21 protein-coding genes and 1 tRNA gene are annotated in these 21,040 nt (G+C 61.2%); 5 read left to right on the top strand and 17 right to left on the bottom strand.

Going from position 1 to position 21,040, the window contains the following annotated elements:
- Positions 1 to 138: 138 nt before the first annotated feature.
- Together L9O85_RS12445 and L9O85_RS12440 are read left to right on the top strand one after the other, a co-directional pair.
- A complete protein-coding gene (locus L9O85_RS12445; RefSeq protein ID WP_301578780.1) occupies positions 139 to 1,164 on the top strand; it encodes a threonine aldolase family protein in 1,026 nt (341 codons plus the stop codon).
- A 139-nt stretch (positions 1,165 to 1,303) separates the two neighbouring features.
- Positions 1,304 to 1,768, top strand: a complete 465-nt coding sequence (locus tag L9O85_RS12440) for a hypothetical protein (protein WP_301578779.1) — start codon at positions 1,304 to 1,306, stop codon at positions 1,766 to 1,768.
- Between the two features lie 47 nt (positions 1,769 to 1,815).
- On the opposite strand, the gene L9O85_RS12435 is transcribed toward L9O85_RS12440, so the two are convergent.
- The 7 genes from L9O85_RS12435 to ilvA form a co-directional block, all read right to left on the bottom strand.
- Positions 1,816 to 2,997, bottom strand: coding sequence for a pyridoxal phosphate-dependent aminotransferase (locus tag L9O85_RS12435; RefSeq protein WP_108980574.1), 1,182 nt, complete (start codon positions 2,995 to 2,997; stop codon positions 1,816 to 1,818).
- Between the two features lie 172 nt (positions 2,998 to 3,169).
- A complete protein-coding gene (locus L9O85_RS12430) occupies positions 3,170 to 3,343 on the bottom strand; it encodes a hypothetical protein (RefSeq protein ID WP_301578777.1) in 174 nt (57 codons plus the stop codon).
- 4 nt (positions 3,344 to 3,347) lie between these two features.
- Entirely contained in the window at positions 3,348 to 3,950 is a 603-nt protein-coding gene (gene recR, locus L9O85_RS12425; protein ID WP_108980575.1) for a recombination mediator RecR, read from the bottom strand.
- A gap of 50 nt (positions 3,951 to 4,000) precedes the next feature.
- The gene (locus tag L9O85_RS12420; RefSeq protein WP_154669725.1) at positions 4,001 to 4,168 is read right to left on the bottom strand and encodes a hypothetical protein; all 168 of its coding nucleotides are present in this window, start codon (positions 4,166 to 4,168) and stop codon (positions 4,001 to 4,003) included.
- Positions 4,165 to 4,824: a ribulose-phosphate 3-epimerase gene (rpe, locus tag L9O85_RS12415; protein ID WP_276853862.1), complete on the bottom strand. Its 660-nt coding sequence runs from the start codon at positions 4,822 to 4,824 to the stop codon at positions 4,165 to 4,167. The genes L9O85_RS12420 and rpe overlap by 4 nt, the downstream gene beginning before the upstream one ends.
- Before the next feature lie 280 nt (positions 4,825 to 5,104).
- Entirely contained in the window at positions 5,105 to 5,650 is a 546-nt protein-coding gene (locus L9O85_RS12410; protein ID WP_108980577.1) for a nitroreductase family protein, read from the bottom strand.
- An 82-nt stretch (positions 5,651 to 5,732) separates the two neighbouring features.
- On the bottom strand, positions 5,733 to 6,953 hold the full coding sequence (gene ilvA, locus L9O85_RS12405) for a threonine ammonia-lyase (RefSeq protein ID WP_050623503.1): 1,221 nt from the start codon (positions 6,951 to 6,953) through the stop codon (positions 5,733 to 5,735).
- A 203-nt stretch (positions 6,954 to 7,156) separates the two neighbouring features.
- On the opposite strand from ilvA, the gene L9O85_RS12400 reads away from it, so the two are divergent.
- Positions 7,157 to 8,473 (top strand): sensor histidine kinase, encoded by a 1,317-nt coding sequence (locus tag L9O85_RS12400; RefSeq protein ID WP_050623504.1) that lies wholly within the window; start codon positions 7,157 to 7,159, stop codon positions 8,471 to 8,473.
- Positions 8,470 to 9,309 carry a DNA-binding domain-containing protein gene (locus L9O85_RS12395; RefSeq protein WP_301578771.1) on the top strand — a complete coding sequence of 280 codons (840 nt, stop codon included), beginning with the start codon at positions 8,470 to 8,472 and terminating at the stop codon, positions 9,307 to 9,309. The genes L9O85_RS12400 and L9O85_RS12395 overlap by 4 nt, the downstream gene beginning before the upstream one ends.
- A 286-nt stretch (positions 9,310 to 9,595) precedes the next feature.
- On the opposite strand, the gene argF is transcribed toward L9O85_RS12395, so the two are convergent.
- The 10 genes from argF to L9O85_RS12345 form a co-directional block, all read right to left on the bottom strand.
- Positions 9,596 to 10,519: an ornithine carbamoyltransferase gene (gene argF, locus L9O85_RS12390; RefSeq protein WP_301578769.1), complete on the bottom strand. Its 924-nt coding sequence runs from the start codon at positions 10,517 to 10,519 to the stop codon at positions 9,596 to 9,598.
- Between the two features lie 65 nt (positions 10,520 to 10,584).
- Positions 10,585 to 11,763 carry an acetylornithine/succinylornithine family transaminase gene (locus L9O85_RS12385; RefSeq protein WP_050623507.1) on the bottom strand — a complete coding sequence of 393 codons (1,179 nt, stop codon included), beginning with the start codon at positions 11,761 to 11,763 and terminating at the stop codon, positions 10,585 to 10,587.
- Between the two features lie 27 nt (positions 11,764 to 11,790).
- Positions 11,791 to 12,648, bottom strand: coding sequence for an acetylglutamate kinase (gene argB / locus L9O85_RS12380; protein WP_050623508.1), 858 nt, complete (start codon positions 12,646 to 12,648; stop codon positions 11,791 to 11,793).
- Between the two features lie 92 nt (positions 12,649 to 12,740).
- Entirely contained in the window at positions 12,741 to 13,961 is a 1,221-nt protein-coding gene (gene argJ / locus L9O85_RS12375; protein WP_301578767.1) for a bifunctional glutamate N-acetyltransferase/amino-acid acetyltransferase ArgJ, read from the bottom strand.
- 140 nt (positions 13,962 to 14,101) lie between these two features.
- Positions 14,102 to 15,043, bottom strand: coding sequence for an N-acetyl-gamma-glutamyl-phosphate reductase (gene argC, locus L9O85_RS12370; protein WP_108980581.1), 942 nt, complete (start codon positions 15,041 to 15,043; stop codon positions 14,102 to 14,104).
- Positions 15,044 to 15,163: 120 nt separating this feature from the next.
- Positions 15,164 to 16,543 carry an argininosuccinate lyase gene (gene argH, locus L9O85_RS12365; protein ID WP_108980582.1) on the bottom strand — a complete coding sequence of 460 codons (1,380 nt, stop codon included), beginning with the start codon at positions 16,541 to 16,543 and terminating at the stop codon, positions 15,164 to 15,166.
- A gap of 133 nt (positions 16,544 to 16,676) precedes the next feature.
- Entirely contained in the window at positions 16,677 to 17,894 is a 1,218-nt protein-coding gene (locus L9O85_RS12360; protein WP_050623512.1) for an argininosuccinate synthase, read from the bottom strand.
- A gap of 247 nt (positions 17,895 to 18,141) precedes the next feature.
- Positions 18,142 to 18,777: an orotate phosphoribosyltransferase gene (locus L9O85_RS12355; RefSeq protein WP_256183051.1), complete on the bottom strand. Its 636-nt coding sequence runs from the start codon at positions 18,775 to 18,777 to the stop codon at positions 18,142 to 18,144.
- Positions 18,778 to 18,963: 186 nt separating this feature from the next.
- The gene (locus L9O85_RS12350; RefSeq protein WP_050623514.1) at positions 18,964 to 19,479 is read right to left on the bottom strand and encodes a DUF4358 domain-containing protein; all 516 of its coding nucleotides are present in this window, start codon (positions 19,477 to 19,479) and stop codon (positions 18,964 to 18,966) included.
- A 151-nt stretch (positions 19,480 to 19,630) separates the two neighbouring features.
- Positions 19,631 to 20,386: a phosphoenolpyruvate-utilizing N-terminal domain-containing protein gene (locus L9O85_RS12345; RefSeq protein ID WP_108980584.1), complete on the bottom strand. Its 756-nt coding sequence runs from the start codon at positions 20,384 to 20,386 to the stop codon at positions 19,631 to 19,633.
- 416 nt (positions 20,387 to 20,802) lie between these two features.
- Here L9O85_RS12345 and L9O85_RS12340 point away from each other — a divergent pair.
- Positions 20,803 to 20,878: transfer RNA gene (locus L9O85_RS12340), tRNA-Ala, on the top strand.
- Positions 20,879 to 21,040 lie beyond the last annotated feature (162 nt).

Here is a 21,040-nt window from a genome sequence, read left to right as displayed (position 1 = left end):
GAATTTTGGTTAAATGTATGTAAAATCACTGGCTGGACAGACAAAACGATGATTTTTGACGGCAGAGTATAGAGATCCCCGGGGAAATGTGGTAAACTTCCTTCATCTGGAGATCTTACAGAGAGGAAGGAACTGAGCATGCTGTCTTTTGTCAACGACTACTCTGAGGGGGCCCACGAGCAGGTGCTCCGGCGGCTGGCGGAGACCAATCGGGAGCAGCAACCCGGATATGGGACCGATCCATACTGCGCCCGGGCAAAGGAGAAGATCCGGCGGGCCTGCGGCTGCCCGGAGGGGGACGTCTTTTTCCTGGTGGGCGGGACCCAGACCAATCAGGCGGTGATCTCCGCCCTGCTGGCCCCCTGGGAGGGGGTGATCGCCCCCGCCACGGGACACATCTGTACCCATGAGGCGGGAGCCATCGAGGCAACCGGGCACAAGGTGCTGGAGCTGCCCCAGCGGGAGGGGAAGCTGTCAGCGGCGGAGCTGCGGACCTATCTGGAGGGCTTTTACGGGGACGAGAACCACGAACACATGGTATTTCCGGGCATGGTGTACCTGTCCTGGCCCACCGAGCTGGGCACCCTCTATACCCGGGCGGAGCTGGGGGAGATCCACCAGGTGTGCCGGCAATACAAGATACCGCTGTACCTGGACGGCGCCCGGATGGGCTATGGGCTGGCCAGCCGGGGGAGCGGCATGACCCTGGCGGACCTGGCGGCCAGCTGCGACGTGTTCTACATCGGGGGGACCAAGGTGGGGGCCCTGTTCGGAGAGGCGGTGGTCTTCCCCCGGCACAACGCCCCCGGGCGCTTTATGACCGCCGTGAAGCAGCGGGGCGCCCTGCTGGCCAAGGGCTGGCTGCTGGGGGTGCAGTTCGACGCCCTGTTCACCGATGGACTCTACCAGAAGCTGGGCAAAAATGCCATCGAGACGGCGGAGCGGCTGAGAGAGGGATTCCGGGAAAAGGGGTTCTCCTTCTATTTGGACACCCCCACCAACCAGATATTCCTGGTGGTGGACCGGGCCCAGCGGGAGGACCTGGCCCGGAAGGCCGCATTCAGCTTCTGGGAGCAGCTGGACGAGGAGCGGACGGTGATCCGCTTCGTCACCAGCTGGGCCACCCGGATGGAGGACGTGGAGGAGTTGATCCGCCGGCTGTGAAGCGGGCTGTTTGAATCATTTGGGAGGAAAAAAGAGATTGTTCTTGTTGGAAATAGACAAAAAGATTGACAAATAAAAGAAAAAGATATATATTATTCTAAAAGGAAGCGGGGGCGATGGTCAGATAACGGAGAGATGTATGAAAAAATCAGTGAGAAATTTCATAAAAATCTATTGGGAAGTTCTGCTTGTAGTGGCTGCTGGAATTGCAGGTGTGATACTTTTAAAAGTAAAAGGTGAAGATTGGCCTGCTGCGTTGAATTTTCCCACAGAGGCAGTAGCGGCTGGCTATTGGATCTTGATACTGGGAATGACGGCATTAGAAGGAATCCTGATTTTCCGTTTTCTGGTGAAAGGGCTGGAATATGTAATATATACTGTTCTGCCGCTATGGCTCTACCTTATGTTTGCCTCGCCAGAAGGACTGCTTTTCCCAAGCCTGATTTGGACATATAGCTTGGTGATCCTGATCGCCCGGCTTGTGATGCTGATAAGGTGCAGGCTAAAAAAACAGGACCGGCAGTTTTCTCATCTGTCATCTATGATATGTATTGATGTGATCAGCACCATAGGCATCCTTCAAGAATTTGTATTGTTTGGATAGCGGTAAAAAGCATCGGCCCCATCCATCACGGATGGGGCCGATGCTTTTTATCGGTAGGAATCGGCCAGGGCCTTGAATTTGGGAAGGGCCCGCTGGATCATGTCGGTCTGGACGCAGTAGGCGATGCGCACGTGGCCGGGGGCGCCGAAGCCGGAGCCGGGGACCAGCAGCAGATCGAACTGCTTGGCCCGCTCGCTGAAGGCCATATCGTCGGGCTCCAGGGAGCGGGGGAAGAGGTAGAAGGCGCCGCCGGGCTCCACACAGTGGTAGCCCATCTCCCGCAGGGCGGGGACCAGCAGCTTGGCGTTGCGCTCATAGACGGCCAGGTCGGAGGTGAGGTCGCAACACAGGGAGGTGACCTGCTGGAACAGGCTGGGGGCGTTGACGTAGCCCAGAGACCGTCCGGCGCCGGCCACGGCGGCGTAGACCTCCCGGCTGTCGGTGACGGAGGCGGGGACCAGCACGTAGCCCAGGCGCTCACCAGGGAGGGAGAGGGACTTGCTGAAGGAGTAGCACACGATGGTGTCTGGGTAGAGCTGGGGAATCCAGGGCACCTGGAAGCCGGAGAACACGATCTCCCGGTAGGGCTCGTCGGAGATCAGGTAGATGGGGTGGCCGTAGGCCCGGCTCTTTTCCGTCAGGATGGCGGCCAGCCGCTCCAGCGTCTCCCGGGAGTAGACCACGCCGGAGGGGTTGTTGGGGGAGTTGACCACCACGCCCTTGGTGTGCTCGCTGATGGCGGCCTCAAAGGCGTCAAAGTCGATCTGGAATCCCTCGATCTCCGGAGGAATGAGCACCATCTTGGCCCCAGCGCCCTCGATAAAGACCTTATACTCCGGGAAGTAGGGGGCAAAGACGACGAACTCGTCCCCGGGGCAGGTCAGGCCGTTGAACACACAGCACAGGGAGGCGGCGGCCCCCACGGTAATGTAGAACTGGTCGGCGGTATAGCAGGTGCCGAAGCGGCGGTTGAGGGAGTCGGCGAAGCGCTGGCGGGCCTCCTGGTCCCCCTGGGCGCTGGTGTAACAGTGGATGACCTCCGGCTGCTCCCGAAGGATGCGGACGGCGGTGTCGTTGACCTCCTGGGGGCAGGGGACGCTGGGGTTGCCCAGGGAGAAATCGAAGACATTCTCCGCCCCCACCTGGGCGGCACGTATCTTGCCGTATTCAAAGAGCTCGCGGATGACGGACCGGGCGGTGCCCAGCCCCAACATGCGTTGATTCACCATGAAGATGGCCTCCTGTCCTTTGTCTGATTTGAGCCTATTATAGCACCGGGGCCAAGCCCCGTAAAGCGCATCTTTTCCCGCAGAAGGGAGGAGAAGCGGGCCGGGCCCGCTCTGCCGCGCGCGGCGGCGGCGTCAGGAGGCGCCTTGAAAAGTGACCATATCAGATGCTGAGTCAAAACATATAGTAATTTAAAATTGACATATTGCGATAAGTTTTAAAAATCTGGGGGGAGATCAAGCCGATCCAGTCAGCGTCCCGAAGAAATGGTGCCCATGCGCCGCCGTCGAAAATGCCCAGAAAAACAGGCGTAAAAACGCCGCACTCCCACGGGAGTGCGGCGTTCAAATTCTCACATCTCCTGACGGCCCTCCAGGGCCCGCATCAGGGTGGCGTCGTCGGCGTACTCCAGGTGGCTGCCCACCGGGATGCCGTAGGCCAGACGGGTGATCTTCACCCCAAAGGGGCGCAGCAGCCGGGAGAGGTACATGGCGGTGGCCTCCCCCTCCGTGTCCGGATTGGTGGCCATGATGACCTCCTGGACCCCGCCGGCGGCCACCCGCTCTACCAGGGACTTGATGTGCAGGTCATCCGGCCCCACGTGGTTCATGGGGGAGATCACCCCGTGGAGCACGTGGTAGAGCCCCTGGTACTCCCGGGCCCGCTCCATGGCCACCACGTCCTTCGGGTCGGCCACCACACAGATGACGGAGGCGTCCCGCTTGGGGCTGGCGCAGATGGAGCAGGGGCCGTCCCCCTCCGTCAGATTCTGACACACCGGACAGCAGTGGATGGCGGACTTGGCGGACAGAATGGCCTGGGCAAAGGCGGCGGCGTCCTCCTCTGGGAGGGAGAGGACGTGGAACGCCAGCCGCTGGGCGGATTTGACGCCGACGCCGGGCAGGCGGGCGAACTGCTCCACCAAATTTTCCAGTGCGGGGGGGAAATACTGCATGGGAAAGACCTCCGGAGTCGTAAATAGTACACGGTGTGAACAGGGGGAGATCAGCGCTCCCGCTCCAACACGACGGCAAACAGATAGCTGACACCGGCCGGAAAGCCGGCGGGATAGGGCGTGAGGGAGGTGGTCCGCCACCCGGCCAGGGCCATGTCGTTCATGACCTGCTCCGCCTGCTCCAGGCTGTCAGCGGAGAGGATCTTATACTCTCTCACCGCGCACCCCCTGACACGCGGAGGGCCTGAATGGCGGCGGGGATGTCCTCCGCCCCGTAGACAGCGGAGCCGGCCACCAGCACGTTGGCCCCCGCCTCCACCACCAGGGGGGCGGTCTTGGGGGAGATGCCCCCGTCCACCTCCAGTTCGCAGGCGGGGTTGTACCGCTCGATGAGGGCGCGCACCTGGCGGATGGTGTCCAGCTGGGACTCCATGAAGGCCTGGCCGCCGAAGCCGGGCTCCACCGTCATCACCAGCACCAGGTCCAGCTCCTCCAGATAGGGGAGGATGGCCTCCGCCTTGGTGATGGGCCGCAGGGCCACCGCTTTTTTTACGCCGCACTCCCCCATGACCCTCAGAGCCTGGGCGATGCGGGTGGGGTGGTCGGCCTCCAGGTGGATAGAGAGCAGGTCCGCCCCAGCCTTGGCAAAGGCTTCGATGTACCGCACCGGCTTTTCGATCATCAGATGGACATCCAGGAACATGTCGGTGCACCGGCGGATGGACTGGACCACCGGGACGCCGATGGTGAGATTGGGAACGAAAGCGCCGTCCATCACGTCCACATGGAGGTAGTCGGCATCGGAGACCCGCCGGATATCCCGTTCCAGATTGACAAAATCGGCGGAGAGGATGGAAGGTGAAACTTTTATCATGGTTTTGACCCCGCTTTCCGAAAAAATGAGAGGTTTTGATCAGGGCTGTAGGGGCTGGGCCAGGGGCAGAGGGCCGGTCCGACGCATAGGATGCAGAGCGGAGAGCGGGAGGGCGGAAGCACTCCCCGGAGCCCCGGACCCGAGGCCTGCTCCAGGCTGATCCCACGGCCGCCCGGCGGCCCCGGCCGATCCGGATGGCCCGCCGCTTTTCAGATACCCCCCGCCGGGCCCTGCCCGGCGGGGGCAGTGGCTGTGCGCCGGCGGGGCGGGGCCCCCGGGCTCACCAGTGGTTGTAGCTGAGGATGTCGTCCAGCTCCTTGCGTACCTTGGGCCGGGGAGCGGTCTCCTTGGCGGGATAGCCCACGGTGACGATCAGGCGGACGGGCCGCTCCTCCGGGATGCCGAAGGACTGGTGCAGCTTGGCCTGGTTCATGGTGCCGATGAGGCAGGTGCCCAGCCCCATGGAAGTGGCCTCATAGCACAGGGCCATGGCAGCCATGCCGATGTCCATCTGGGCGAAGTGCTGGGCACCGTAGTGCTCCGCGACGCCGGGCTTGACGTGTGCCTCATCCTCACAGATCAGGATGAAGTTGGGCACCCGGTCTCCCCAGGGGCAGCCGGTGAGCCCGTCGTCGTCCAGCGCTTCAATGAGCTTGGCCCGGGCCTCTGGCTCGTCGATGATGATGAAGCGCCAGGGCTGGGCGTTGCAACCGCTGGGGGCCAGCCGGGCTACGTCCACCAGGTGGGCCAGGGTCTCCCGGGGCACGGGGCGGTCGCTGTACACACGGCAGCTCTCCCGGGCCGCCTGCAAAGCCTCAAAATCCATTTCAAAGATCCCCTTTCTGTTTTGTTGGATACGGTCTGACGTGGGGGCTTCCCCAAAAAGAGCGCGAGTCAACAGGGCCGGATCAGTGATAGAAATCGGTGGTGTCCACCTCGTGGGCCTGGTAGCCGGCCTGGCTCAGCGCCTCCAGGATGCGGTCCTTGTGGTCGTGGCCGAAGGCCTCCAGGGTGACCTTCAGCTCCACGCCGCTCTGGCGGTTGATGTTCACGAACTGGTTGTGCTCCAGCTTGATGACGTTGCCGTTCTCCCGGGCCAGGATATCGGCGATGCTGAGCAGGGCACCGGGACGGTCGGGGAGGAGGACGGAGAAGGTGAAGATGCGGCCCCGCATGATCAGGCCGTGCTGGACCAGGGAGGCCATGGTGATCACGTCCATGTTGCCGCCGGAGAGGACGCAGACCACGTTCAGCCCCTGGCAGGACAGGTGGCGCAGAGCGGCCACGGACAGCAGGCCGGAGTTCTCCACCACCATCTTATGCTTTTCCATCACATCCAGGAAAGCCTCCACCAGCTCCGTATCTGGGATGGTGATGATCTGGTCCACATGGTCCCGGATGTAGGGGAACACCTTGTCTCCAGGGGTCTTGACGGCGGTGCCGTCAGCGATGGTGTTGGCGGTGGGCAGGGAGACCACATGGCCCGCCTCCAGGCTGGCCTTCATGCAGGCCGCCCCCTCCGGCTCCACGCCGATGACTTTTACGTTGGGGTTGAGCAGCTTGGCCAGGGTGGACACACCCGCCGCCAGCCCGCCGCCGCCGATGGGCACCAGGATAATGTCCACGTCGGGCAGGTCCTGGAAGATCTCATAGGCGATGGTGCCCTGGCCGGTGGCCACCTCCAGGTCGTTGAAGGGGTGGATATAGGTCAGCCCCTCCTCCTCCGCCAGCTTGGCGGCCAGCTCGGCGGACTCGTCAAAGACCTCACCGTGGAGGATGACCTTGGCCCCGTAGTCCTTGGTATTGTTCACCTTCACCAGGGGGGTGGTGGTGGGCATGACGATGGTGGCGGGCACGCCGGCGGCCTGGGCAGCGTAGGCCACGCCCTGGGCGTGGTTGCCGGCGGAGGCGGTGACCAGGCCCCGCTCCCGCTGTTCCTGGGTCAGGGTGCTGATCTTATAGTAAGCGCCCCGGATCTTGTAGGCGCCGGTGACCTGCATATTTTCGGGCTTGAGATAGACCCGGTTGCCGCAGCCTTTGGACAGGGCCGGGGAGTCGATGAGACTGGTCTCCCGGATCACGCCCTTTAAGACGCTCCGGGCGTTTTTGAACTGTTCCAGTGTGGGCATGGTCAAAACTTCCTTTCTGCGCTTGGACGACGTATTACATAAAGTGAATCATACCCAATTCCGGGAGGAAAGTCAATGGAGGGGGCGGGAGCGGGAGCGGATTTTTTTAGAAAAGGGTGGAATTTTGCGGGAAGAGGGAGGGGGACGCTTGCGCAGCTGCCGGGGGATGGAGTAAAATAGAGAAAAAACGGGGGGAGAGCGCCATGGGGGGACTGGGGAGAAAAGGCTGGAGGATCGGCCCGTGGCAGCGCAGGCTGCTGATCGGGCTGGCAGTGGCCCTGACCTCCCAGCTGTATCTGACAGTGTGGGCGGAGGGCTTCCGGGTCTCCACCGCCGCCATCCTCTACCCGGCCCTGCTGGTGACCATGATGCGGGAGAGCCACCGCCCGGACACTGGGCTGGTCACCGGACTGTGCGTGGTGATGATGCGGCTGGCACTGGACCTGGCGGCAGGGATGCCGCCGGGGGAGGCGCTGCGGATGGAGTATCCCGGCGGCGTGTTCTACCTCTGCTATGACTGTGTGCTCTGCCTGCTGATCCGGGACCGGCGCACCGCCTCTCTGGGGCGGATGGGAGCGGCCTTTCTGGTCAGTGACTTTATCTCCAATGTGATCAATCTGTACCTGTCCTCCGGAGTGCGGGGGCTGGAGACGGAGGCCCGGGCCCTGCTCCCCCTGATCGGACTGGCGGTGGCCCGATCCTTCACTGCGGCCATGATCCTGTGGGGAAGCCGGTACTACCACCGCCTGCTGCTGCGGCAGGAGCACGAGCGGCGCTACCAGCGCCTGTTCCTGATGACGGCGGAGCTGAAAAACGAGCTGTACTTTTTAAAAAAGAACTCCGACGACATTGAACAGGTGATGACCAACGCATACCGCCTCTATGAGCGGCTGGGGGAGAAGGAAGGGGAGAGCGGTGAGCTGAGTGCCCTGGCCCTGTCCATTGCCCGGGACGTCCACGAGGTGAAAAAGGACAACCTGCGCATCATCCGGGGCATCGAGGGGGAGGTGGAGGAGGTCTACGACCAGGAGCAGATGGAATTCCAGGATCTGATGCACATTCTGGAGAACTCCACCCGGCGGATGCTGGGGGAGAACCGGGCCAGCATCCGCCTGGAGTGCAGGCGCACCGCCGACTTCTCCACCCAGGAGCACTACCGCCTGCTGTCCATCCTGAAGAACCTGGTGACCAACGCCATCGAGGCCATTCAGGGAGCTGGCGGCCGTGGGATCGTGCTGGTGGAGGAGCGGGTGGAGGGTGACACTCTGTTTCTCACCGTGTCAGACGACGGCCCCGGCATCTCGGAGCGCTCCATGCACAATCTGTTCCAGGTGGGCTATTCCACCAAATTTGACCCGGAGACCGGCAACATCAACCGGGGCGTGGGCCTGCCCGCAGTCAAGTCGCTGACAGAGGAGCTGGGCGGCTCCGTCTCGGTGGAGAGCCAGCCGGGGCGGGGCGCGCGTTTTTCCGTGGAGCTGCCGCTCCACCGTGTGAAGGGGGAGAAGAGAGAGAAATGAGGATCTATATCGCGGAGGACGACCCCTCGGTGATCGGGGTGCTGGAGGATATCCTGGAGAGCAGCGCACTGGGCCGGGTGTGCGGCGCCAGCGAGGAGGGAGCCCCGGACCCGGAGCGGATCATGGCGCTGGACCCGGATCTGGTGCTGGTGGATCTGCTGATGCCCGGGCGGGACGGCATCCAGCTGGTGCGGGAGCTGAAGGAGCTGGGCAGCCGGGCCAAGTTCGTGATGATCTCCCAGGTGTCGGCCAAAGAGCTGATTGCAAAAGCGTATCAGGCCGGGGTGGAGTTCTTTATCCAGAAGCCCATCAACCTGATCGAGGTGCGCCAGGTGGTGGGCAACGTGATCCGGCAGATGGAGAACGAGAGGGCCCTCCACACCATCCAGAGCGTGTTTCAGAGCCGGGAGCCCCAGCCCGCCGCTCCGGCGGGGCGGCAGGAGGTGTGGCGCCGGCGCATCCAGTATATCCTGAGCCAGCTGGGCATGGCAGGGGAGAAGGGGGCCGGGGACATCATGGAGCTGTGCCTCTTCCTGCTGGAGCGAAAGCAGACGGCCTCTCAGATCGGGGTGGGCACCCTGTGCAGCCAGCTCAGTGACAGCCCCAAGACCATGGAGCAGCGGGTCCGGCGGGCGGTGGAGCGGGGGCTGGGCCATATCGCCAGCCTGGGGGTGGAGGACTATGGGAACGAGTTCTTCACCCAGTATGCCGCGGTGCTCTTCCCCTTTCCCGAGGTGCGGGCTGAGATGGCCCATCTGCGGGGAAAAGGGGGACGCGGCAAGGTGAACCTGAAAAAATTCCTGGACGGCATGCTGATCCTGACAGAGGAATACTGAAGCGCACAGCTGGCCGCCCTGGGACAACGTCCCGGGGCGGCCAGCTTGTCAAAAAAGCCCTCCTGCAAGGAGTTCCGTTGCCCACAGGCGACGGAATCAAATTAAATCACGTCATTTCCGGGGGCGTGTACCTCGGAAATGACACCTCTTACGCAAGATGGGGCCACTTTCCTGCAAGGGATCGGGACCCAGCTTGCGTGCTTGATTTCTCGAAAAAGCGGCTCTGCCGCTTTTTCGACAGTCTGGCCGCCCCGGAACGTTGTCCTGGGGCGGCCCTCTGTCTGATTTATTTGGCGTCGGGGCACATCAGCAGGTACATGACGGCCTTCTGGGCGTGGAGGCGGTTTTCCGCCTCGTCAAAGATCTCCTGGGCGTGGGCCTCAAAGACCTCCGCCGTGATCTCCTCCCCACGGTGGGCGGGCAGGCAGTGCTGTACCATACACCCCGGGTTGGTGAGGGTCATAAGGCGGTCGTTGACCTGATAGCCGGCAAAGGCGGCGGCCCGGACGGCACGCTCCTCCTCCTGGCCCATGGAGGCCCACACGTCAGTAAAGACCACGTCGGCCCCGGCGGCCGCCTCCTGGGGGGTGCGGACCAGGGAGAATTTGAAGTCCGGCTGGCTGGCGGCAAATGCGAGCACCTGGGGGTCAGGGTCGTAGCCGGCGGGGCAGGCCACCGATACCTCTATGCCGCACTTCAGGCCGCCCACGATGAGGGAGTTGGCCATGTTGTTGCCATCCCCGATGTAGCACAGCTTCAATCCCTCCAGGGTGGCCTTGTGCTCCCGGACGGTCATCAGGTCGGCCAGCACCTGGCAGGGGTGACAGAAGTCGGTCAGGCCGTTGATGACGGGGATGTGGGAGTGACTGGCCAGGGATTCCACCTCCTCTTGATGGAAGGTGCGGATCATGATGCCGTCGCAGTAGCGGGCCAGGACCCGGGCGGTGTCCTCGATGGGCTCGCCCCGGCCGATCTGGCTCTCCTTGCCGGACAGGAACAGAGCGTGTCCGCCCAGCTGGTACATTCCAGTCTCAAAGGAGACCCTGGTCCGGGTGGAGTTCTTCTCAAAAATCATGGCCAGAGTCTTGCCCCGGAGATAGTCGTGGACCAGACCGTGCTTCTGGCTGTATTTCAGCTGGTCAGCGGTGTTGAGGATCTTGATGATGTCCTCCTTGGACAGATCCAGCAGCTTGAGTAAGTCTTTCTGCATGATAAAAACCCCCGATGTTCAGAGTGAGGATGACAGAGGGAGCGGGCCTGCCCTCCGCGATGAAGTTAAGAAAGCGCTGCTTTCAGGATGGCCAGGCCCTTGTCCATCTCCTCCTGGGTGATGACCAGGGGGGGGAGCAGGCGCAGGCCGGGGCCAGCGGTGAGGACCAGCAGGCCGCTCTGGATCAGCTTGGCGGCCAGCTCCTTGTTGGTGCGCTCCCCCTTCACGTCGATGCCGATCATCAGGCCCATGCCCCGGGTGGCGCCCAGGCATGGCAGGTCCAGGGCCTCAATGCGGCTGCGGAGATATGCCCCCTTCTCCTGGACGGACTGGAACATGGCGTCGTCCATCCGGTCCAGCACGTAGCAGGCTGCGGCCGCGGAGATGGGGTTGCCCCCGAAGGTAGTGCCGTGGGTGCCGGTGGTGAAGACATTGCGGCACTTCTCTCCCGCCATCACGCCGCCGAAGGGCAGGCCGCCGGCGATGCCTTTGGCGAAGGAGACTGCGTCAGGCTGGATGCCGTACTGCTGGAAGGCAAAGAGAGAGCCGGTGCGGCCCACGCCGGTCTGCACCTCGTCGATGAGGAGCAGCCAGTCCCGCTTGGCGCACAGGTCGGCCACCTTCTGCACAAACTCCCGGTCCAGGGGGAGCACGCCGCCCTCGCCCTGGATGAGCTCGAACATGACGGCGCACACATCATGTCCGGCCATGGCTTCCACGCTGTCGAAGTCGTTGGCGTCGGCGTGGCGGAAGCCCTCGGTAAAGGGGAAGAAATAGTTGTGGAACACGTCCTGCCCAGTGGCGGAGAGGGTGGTGATGGTGCGGCCGTGGAAGGACTTGTGGAGGGTGATGATGGTCCCCCGTCCCTTGCCGTACTTGTCAAAGGAGTACTTGCGGGCCAGCTTGATCAGGCCCTCGTTGCTCTCCGCGCCGGAGTTGGCGAAGAACACGTTGGACATGCCCGCTTTCCGGCACAGCTTCTCCGCGGCCTTCACATAGGGCTCAGCGTAGAACAGGTTGGAGATGTGTCCCAGCTTGCCTGCCTGCTCGGTGATGGCGTTCACCCAGCCCTCGTCGGCGTAGCCCAGGGAGCACACGCCGATGCCGGAGGTGAAGTCGATGTATTCCCGGCCCTGGGTGTCCCAGAGGGTGGCGCCCCTGCCGTGGTCTACGGCCACGTCGAAGCGGCCGTAGGACTGCATCACGTACTGATGGTCCAGTGCTTTGATCTCTTCAAAGGTCATAACGATTCTCCTTCCGGCGCTCCTGGTTCAGTTGACCAGCATGGTGCCGATGCCCTCGTTGGAGAGCAGCTCGATGAGGATGGAATGGGGGACGCGGCCGTCCAGGATGATGGCGGACTTGACGCCAGAGCGGACCGCCTCCACGCAGCAGTCCACCTTGGGAATCATGCCGCCGGAGATGACCCCCTCCCGGACAAGGGCGGGGACTTGGGAGAGCTGGAGCTCCGGGATCAGGGTGCGCTCATCCTTCGGGTCCCGCAGCAGCCCCCGCACATCGGTGAGCAGGATCAGCTTCTCCGCCCCCAGTGCCACCGCCAGCTTGGCGGCCGCCGTGTCGGCGTTGATGTTGTAGGAGGTCTCCGCATCCGTCCCCAGGGCCACGGTGGACACCACGGGGATGTAGTTGTTGTCCAGCGCGTCGTTGACCGGGGTGGGGTCCACCTTGGTGATCTCTCCCACCAGGCCGAATCTCTCGTCCAGAAGACGGGCCTGGAACAGCGCGCCGTCCAGGCCGCACAGGCCCAGGGCCCGGCCGCCCAGGCGGTTCAGGGTGGCCACCAGATTCTTGTTCACCCGGCCGCACAGCACCTGCTGTACCACATCCATGGTCTCCTCATCGGTGTAGCGCAGGCCGTCCACAAATCGGGACTCCTTGCCCGTCTTTTTCAGCATCTCGCTGATCTCAGGTCCGCCGCCGTGGACAACCACCACCCGCAGCCCCACCAGGTGGAGCAGGATGATGTCGGAGATCACGGCCTGCCGCAGCTCGTCGGAGATCATGGCGTTGCCGCCGTACTTGACCACAATGGTCTTGCCATAATATTTCTGGATATAGGGCAGCGCCTCGGCCAGCACCTGGGCGCGGTCCACTTCATTGAAGGACATGCGTATTCCCCCTCAAACAGTAAAATATGGGGAGGGAGGAGCCGGAGCACATGGCGGCGCTCCCCGTGCCTCCCTTCCCTCTGGGCCAGGGATCAGGTGCGATAGTCTCCATTGATCTTCACGTAGTCATAGGTGAGGTCACAGCCCCAGCACTCGGCAGCCTCGTCCCCCTCGTGCAGGTCCACAAGGATGACCACTTCCTTCTCGCTGAGAATGCGCTTGGCGGCGTCCTCGTCAAAGGGCAGGCCGTCCCCCTGCCGGCAGACCGGGACGGAACCCACCTGGGACTGGAAGGTGACGTCCACATGCTCGGGGCGGAAGGGGGCCTTGGAGTAGCCCATGGCGCACAGCACCCGCCCCCAGTTGGCATCGGAACCGAACATGGCGGCCTTCACCAGGGAGGAGCTGACCACCGCCTTGGCCAGGCGCTCGGCGCTCTCCTCACTGCGGGCGCCGGTCATCCTGCAGGTGACCAGCTTGCTGGCCCCCTCGCCGTCCCCGGCAATGGAGCGGGCCAGCTGGCGGCAGAGCTCCTCCAGGGCGGCCAGGAAGGCGGAGTAGTCCTCGTCCTTCCACTCGATGAGGGGGTTGCCGGCCATACCGTTGGCCAGGGCCAGACACATGTCGTTGGTGGAGGTGTCCCCGTCCACCGTTACCCGGTTGAAGGTGCGGGCCACTACCTCCCGCAGAGCGTCCTCCAGCATCTCGTGGGTGATGGCACAGTCGGTGGTGATGAAGCAGAGCATGGTGCCCATGTTGGGGTGGATCATACCGGAGCCCTTGGCGATGGCACCCAGGGTGACCTCTTTTCCACCCAGGGTGAGGGAGAAGGCCAGCTCCTTCTTCACCGTGTCGGTGGTCATGATGGCCCGGGCCGCATCCTCGGAGCCCTCCGGGCCCAGCTTGGCCGCCAGGGCGGGCATCCCGGCCTGGATGGCGGTGATGTTGATGGTCTGGCCGATGACGCCTGTAGAGGCCACGGCAAAATCCTCGGGGGCCCGGCCGGTGGCCTGGGCGGCGGCCAGACACATGGCCTGGGCGTTCTCGTGGCTCATGGGACAGCAGGCGTTGGCGTTGCCGCTGTTTGCTACCACGCCCCAGGCTACCCCGTTCTCCAGGTGGTCCATGGTGACGTACAGGGGGGCCGCCTTCACCCGGTTGAGGGTATAGGTGGCAGCGGCGGTACACTCCTTCTCAGAGAGGATCAGGGCGAGGTCGTTTTTATCCGGGCTGCTGCTGGCCTTGACGCCGCAGTGGACGCCGGCGGCCACGAAGCCCTTTGCGGCGCAGACGCCGCCAGATACCTGTTTCATAGCTGTACAGACTTCCTTTCCAGCAAAGTGCCCCAGAAGGGGGAAGGGAAATTCTCAGTTCCATTAAACCGCCGGTCCGGGGCTTTCGTCAAGTCCCGGACCAGAAATTTCAGAAAAAAGAGGGAGAATGGCCGCCTATTTCAGCTCAGGCTCAGCCCTTCGGTCTCCTCAAAGCCCAGCATCAGATTCATGTTCTGTACCGCGGCGCCGCTGGCACCCTTGCCCAGATTGTCGAAGAGGGCCGTCACCGTCAGCTGGCCGTCGTTGCCTGCCACGGTGAGGGTCAGGTCATCGTCCCCGGCCTTGCCCGCGCCATAGAGCTTGCCGTCGGCTCCCTCAGGGGCCACGCGGACCAGCTTCTGCCCGGCGTAGTAGTCGGAGAGGGCCTTCCACACGTCGTGGAGGCTGCTCACACCCCGCAGCTGAGACAGGTGCAGGGGTACGGTGGTGGCCATACCCTTGTAATAGTCGTCCACAATGGGGCTGAACACCGGCGGACAGCTGAGGCCGCAGCGGACCTGCATCTCCGGCAGGTGCTTGTGGCTCTGGGTGATGCCATAGATGGCGGGGCTGCTCAAAAGGTCCTCCCGCCCCTCTGCCTCATACTGGGCAATCATCTTCTTCCCGCCGCCGGAATAGCCGGTGAGGGAGAAGCAGCTGAGAGGCGTGTCGGCGGGCAGGATGCCCATGCCCACCAGGGGATAGACAATGCTGATGAACCCGGTGGCGTGGCAGCCGGGGTTCGAGACCCGCATGCTCTCGCAGATCTGCGCCCGGTGGAGCTTGGACAGCTCCGCAAAGCCGTAGGCCCAGCCGGGGGCGGTGCGGTGGGCGGTGGAGGCGTCGATCACCTTGGTGTTCCCGTTCTCAATAAGGGAGACCGCCTCCACGGCGGCAGCGTCGGGCAGGCACAGAAAGACCAGGTCGGCGGCGTTGAGGAACTTGCGCCGCTCCTCGGTGTCCTTCCGCTTGTCCTCGTCAATGAGCAGCAGCTCCAGATCGTCCCGGCCGCCCAGCCGTTCATAGATCTGCAGGCCTGTGGTGCCCTCCTTGCCGTCAATATAGATCTTGGGTTTGTTCATAAGGACCACCTGATTTTTGAAAGATAAGTTCCGATCGTCTGTGTGTCCTGCCCCGCGGGAGAGGGGAGCACAAAAAGGCCCCCGCCAGGAACACGAAACGAAATGGGGGAGGAATAAAAGTCAGCTCCGCTGCGCAAGGAATCCCTCGATATTGGAGATCTGCTTCTCCACGCTCTCCCGGGCGGGACCGCCGTAGACGCTCCGGCCGTTGACGCAGGTCTTTAACTCCAGGGCCTTGTACACATCCTCGTCAAACAGTCCGGAGATGGCCCGGAAGTCCTTCAGGGTCAAGGTGTCCAGGGTGTCCCCGGTCTTGATGCACAGGTTGACCAGGCGGCCCACGATCATATAGGCCTCCCGGAAGGGCAGGCCCTTCTTGACCAGGTAGTCGGCGCAGTCGGTGGCGTTGATGAAGCCGCCGGCCGCCGCCTTGGCCATGTTTTTGGGGCGCACCGTCAGGGTGTCCACCATGGCGGCAAAGACGGGAAGGCACAGCTCCACCGTGTCCACGGCGTCGAACAGGGCCTCCTTGTCCTCCTGCATGTCCTTGTTGTAGGCCAGGGGCAGGCCCTTCATCATGGTCAGCAGGGTGACCAGATCGCCGTACACCCGGCCCGTCTTGCCCCGGACCAGCTCGGCCACGTCAGGGTTCTTCTTCTGGGGCATGATGGAGGAGCCGGTGGAGTAGGCGTCGTCCAGGTCCACGAACTTGAACTCCCAGGAGCACCAGAGGATGATCTCCTCGGAGAACCGGGACAGATGCATCATCAGGATGGACAGGGCGGAGAGCAGTTCGATCACATAGTCCCGGTCAGAGACGGAATCCATGGAGTTGTCGGTGGGCTTTTTGAAGCCCAGGGCCTGGGCGGTGGCGAAGCGGTCCACCGGATAGGTGGAGGTGGCCAGGGCGCCCGCGCCCAGGGGGCACTCGTCCAGCCGCTCCAGACAGTCCTCCAGCCGGGTCACGTCCCGCTTGAACATGTTGGCGTAGGCCATCATGTAGTGGGCGAAGGTGGTAGGCTGGGCCCGCTGGAGGTGGGTGTAGCCGGGCATCACGGTGTCCAGATGGGCCTTGGCCTTCTTCACCAGGACCCGCTCCAGATCCAGCACCTTGCCGATAAGGACGGGGATCTCCTCCTTCACATACAGACGGGTGTCCACCGCCACCTGGTCATTTCGGCTACGGGCGGTGTGGAGACGCTTGCCCGCATCGCCGATGCGCTGGGTGAGCATGGCTTCGATGTTCATGTGGATGTCCTCGTTGTCCAGGGAGAACTCCACACCATCCCCTTCAATCTCGGAGAGGATGGTCTTGAGACCGTTGATGATCTTCTCCGCCTCGTGCTCCTCGATGATGCCCTGCCGGCCCAGCATGGCGGCGTGCGCCATGGAGCCCTGGATGTCCTGCTTATACAGCCGGGCGTCGAACCCGATGGAGGAGTTGAAGTCGTTTACTAAGGTGTCGGTCTCTTTCTGAAACCGGCCGGCCCAAAGTTTCATATTGAATCGCTCCTTAATTAGGAATGAGGAATTAGGAATTAGAAATTGAGGGGTCCGGCGAAGCCAGACGGCTTGAATTTCATTCGCCGCAGGCGAATCCGTTTATTCCTCATTCCTAATTCCTAATTGAAATTTATTTCAGCTTTCCCTGCTCCCGCAGCGCCTGGACGGTATCGGGCAGGCCCCACAGATTGATGAAGCCAGTCGCATCGTCCTGGTTGTAGTCGCTCTCCTCGAAGGTGACTAGGTTCTCGGAGTACAGGCTCTCGGGGGAGGTGACGGAGGCGGTGATGATATTGCCCTTGTACAGCTTCAGCTTCACCTGTCCGGTGACATGCTTCTGGGTGTCCACGGCGAAGGCGGTGAGGGCCTCCCGCAGGGGGGTGAACCACTTGCCGTTGTACACCAGGTCGGCAAAGTCCACCGCCAGCTTCTGCTTCATGTGCTTGGTGTCCTTATCAATGGTGATCATCTCCAGCACCTCGTGGGCCCGGTAGAGAATGGTGCCGCCGGGGGTCTCGTACACGCCGCGGTCCTTCATGCCCACCAGCCGGTTTTCCACGATGTCCAGCAGACCGATGCCGTTCTCACCGCCCAGCTGGTTCAGCTTGCGGATGATATCGCTGGCTTTCATCTTCTCGCCGTCCACGGCCACAGGCCAGCCCTTCTCAAAATCCAGGGTCACATAGGTGGCCTGGTCGGGGGCCATGGCGGGGGAGACGCCCATCTCCAGGAAGCCGGGCTTGTCGTACTGGGGCTCGTTGGCCGGGTCTTCCAGGTCCAGACCCTCATGGCTCAGGTGCCACAGGTTCTTGTCCTTGGAGTAGTTGGTCTCCCGGCTGATCTTCAGGGGCACATTGTGGGACTCGGCATAGTCGATTTCCTCGTCGCGGCCCTTGATGTCCCACTCACGCCAGGGGGCGATGATCTTCATCTCGGGGGCGAAGCGCTTGATGGCCAGCTCAAAGCGCACCTGGTCGTTGCCCTTGCCGGTGCAGCCGTGGCAGATCGCGTCGGCACCCTCCGCCTTGGCGATCTCTACCAGCCGCTTGGCGATGATGGGACGGGCGAAGGCGGTGCCCAGCAGATAGTCCTCATACTTGGCTCCCATCATCATGGAGGGGATGATGACGTCATCTACCATCTCATCTGTCAGGTCCTCCACGTACAGCTTGGAGGCGCCGGTCTTGATGGCCTTCTCCTCCAGGCCGTCCAGCTCGGTCCCCTGTCCCACATCGCCGGAGACAGCGATGATCTCGGGGTCACCGTAATTCTCTTTCAGCCAGGGGATGATGATGGATGTATCCAGGCCGCCGGAATAGGCCAGTACCACTTTTTTGATTTGAGACATAGTTCATTTCCTCCTGATTATGGGCGGGCGTGGGGCCGGATCAGGGCCGCCGCAGCTCCGCATCATTCAATGTTAAGGGAAGTCTACCACCGTTTAAAGCAAAAAGCAAGTGCTGAATCGTATGATTATCCAGAAACGACAAAAAATATTCCGTTTACTTTCACCAAAAATGAATATTATGCAAAGAAAAATGAATAAATAGGCATAAAAATCGTGCATCCGGGGGATGCACGATAGCAAGCGTGGGTCACAGCATGGACAGGCCGAAACTGTTGGCCAGGGCATCGATCTTCTGGCCGGCCCGGCACATGGGGCACTCCTTGGGGGAGCTGGAGATATATCCGGCGATGTCGTCAGGGGAGAAAAGACTGTACACCGGGATGCCGTCCACCTGTTCCAGCATGCTGAAGATGGCGGCAATGCCCTGGACCTTGCCGCCGTAATACTGGACACACTCCAGGGTGCGCCGGGCGCTCTTGCCGGAGTTGACGGTGGAGATCAGGATCAGCACCTCCCGCCCCACGATCATGGGGGTCAGGTTGTCCCGGAAGATCAGCTGCCCGTTGGAGTCATACTCCGGGGTGACTACGTTAATGTTTTTGTTGCTGTTGACGGAAAAGACTTCCTTTTTGGCCAGGTGGCGGGCGAGGAACGCGCCGATGACCTCGCTCCCGTCCAGACATACGATGGTGTCCACCCCCTTGTCATAGGCGTAGTTCTGGGCCAGGGTCATGGCAGCTTCCCGGGCCATGGTGAACTCGTGCTTCATGCGGGTGATGTCGATGTAGTGGCTGTTGTGGGAGTGCCGGGTGGCAAAATGCCCCTGGAAGACCGACACCTCAAGCTGGGGGTTGAATCTCGATGTAAGCTGGATCGCGTTCATATTCTTACCTCCCGTCTTGTGAAAAGTGTTTGGTATATCCGCTTTTAATATAACACTGATTGGAGAATATTACAACAGAAAAAAGAGGCATGAGGGAGATCCAGAGCAGATCAAAAGCTGCGGCCCCGCCTTCCGGCGGGGCCGCAGAAAATTTGTCGAAAGCTTGCCCGCAGAAAAGAGCGCGGGTCAGCCGGCCTGAAGGGAATCAATGATGGAGTCAAAGACCGTATCCTGGTCCTCACACATCACCATGACCACGGTCCCGTCCTCCAGCGTCTCCAAGCGGGCGTTCTTGGCGACCTCATACTGGTCAGGCAGATACATCTGGAAATTCTGCTGCTGCTGGTCGATAAAGCCCTGAAGGCCCTCTTTCACTGTGTCCTCGCTGTCCTGTGCGGGCTTGATGACGGCAATGCCGTAGGCCTTGACGTTCATCAGTGACACGCTGATGGCAAAGGACTCCATATCCTCGGCGGTGACCCCTAGGAGCTGGAAAGTCATATCCGCCGTGTCGTCATCCGCGGAGCTGAGGATGCTGTTGTATTCGTTGTCCTCCTCGCTGCGGGCATCGGTGATGGCAGTGACGAAGCGCTGGGTGCGCTCCTCAGGGGTCAAGCTGTCTGTCTCACCGGTGCCGCCGCCGGAGCAGGCGGTGAGGGCCAGCAGAGAAAGGGCAAGGATCAGAGTAAAGATTCGTTTCATTTGGGTTCTCCTTATTATGATATTTGAGATTTTTGAGGGAAGTTCCTCTGTACACTCTTTTGGACGACAGGAATTAAGAAAAGTTCCCAGCAAAAAAATATTATTTTGCAACGAAGAGCCTTCGGACGACCGGAGCGGTCCGAAGGCTCTGTTATAACTGATTCGGTGTGGAGAGGCGGATGCTTGGATCAGGAGGGCCCAGACGGGAGAGGATGTCAGGGGTAGGGTCCACATACAGCTTCTGCGCTCCTCCATCTAGAAGGGCAGTGTGGCCTTCCAGGGAAGCTGAGAGATCGAGCTTCACCAGGGCGGGGATGGAGAGGGCTCGGGACAGGGCAGCGGCGTGGCTCTGTACACTGCCGCGCATAGCAATAAAGCCCAAAATACAGGAGCGGTCGAGGGTGATGATCTGGCTGGGAGCAAATTCTGTGCTCACCAGGATAGAAGGAGAGAAAGAGACGGGGGGCACAGTGCCGCGGCCGGTGAGGATACGGAGCATTCGATCGGAGATGGCCCGGACATCAGAGGCGCGGGCCTGCATATAGGGGCTGTCCATCTGCTCAAAGAGGGATACCAGGTGATCCATAGCAGTCTTAGAGGCGTGCTCAGCTGTACAGCCGCAGGAAAATATCATGGAGTAGACAGTGTCCTGATAGTCTTGGTCATCCAGGAGCATGGCGTGGATGGCAAAAATGGTGGCCAGCTTTTCCCCCACCATCTGGACAGCTTGGTCATAGAGCTGGGCCAGCTCCAGTACTGCCTGGCGGTGAGCCGTGGAGAAGCGCTCCCACTCCTCTTCTGGCGGGAGGGGAGAATGAGCAGATATCGTCGGCGGTGCGGGCGTAAGGAAATGAAGAGGGCCGAAAACGACATCAGATGAAATTGACTGTCCGGAGAAGATCTGCATGGCTGTTCACCTCTACCCGGCGGGAAGAGCTATCCGCCGGCCGCATGTGGAAAGGAAAACGGCAGAATTGTTTTATATTCATTATAAGCGTACAGCGGGAATTTGCCTATTGGACAAACTGAATAATTATATGAGAACTTCCCGCGGAGGGAATCATTGGGAATTTACAAATGCTGGGGTATAAATTTGAATTCCAGTCATCCCCAAAACAGGATGGGAAAGAGGATAAAAAAATTTGCGGTAAGGGCTTTACATTTTTAATAAATCTGGTATAATAAAAACCTGTCTAAAGGCTGCCCCCTGCTGTGAAGGGCAGGATGGTCCCATCAACGGCCTGTCATAAAAACGTGTTTCTTTTGAAGACCGGCATATAAAACAAAGCAAAGTGCTTCAAATTATATAAGATAACTAAATATGGGCCTATAGCTCAGCTGGGAGAGCGTACGGTTCGCATCCGTAAGGTCGTCGGTTCGATCCCGATTAGGTCCACCATTTTTAAGGAAAATCACCGCCAATTTGGCGGTGATTTTTCGTTTGACCATAATTTTACCACAGACAAATTTCTGTTTTGACCACTTGAAGGATACTCCCTTTGAAAAGAATTGACCCAGACTGATTCCAAAAGTGTTGCAAAGAGTTTCCAGGGTAGGGATG

This window comes from Lawsonibacter asaccharolyticus, from assembly GCF_022453915.1.
Taxonomy (GTDB): domain Bacteria; phylum Bacillota; class Clostridia; order Oscillospirales; family Oscillospiraceae; genus Lawsonibacter; species Lawsonibacter asaccharolyticus.
The sequence above is the reverse complement of the archived record's forward strand: the minus strand, read 5'-3'. Positions and strand labels throughout refer to the sequence as shown.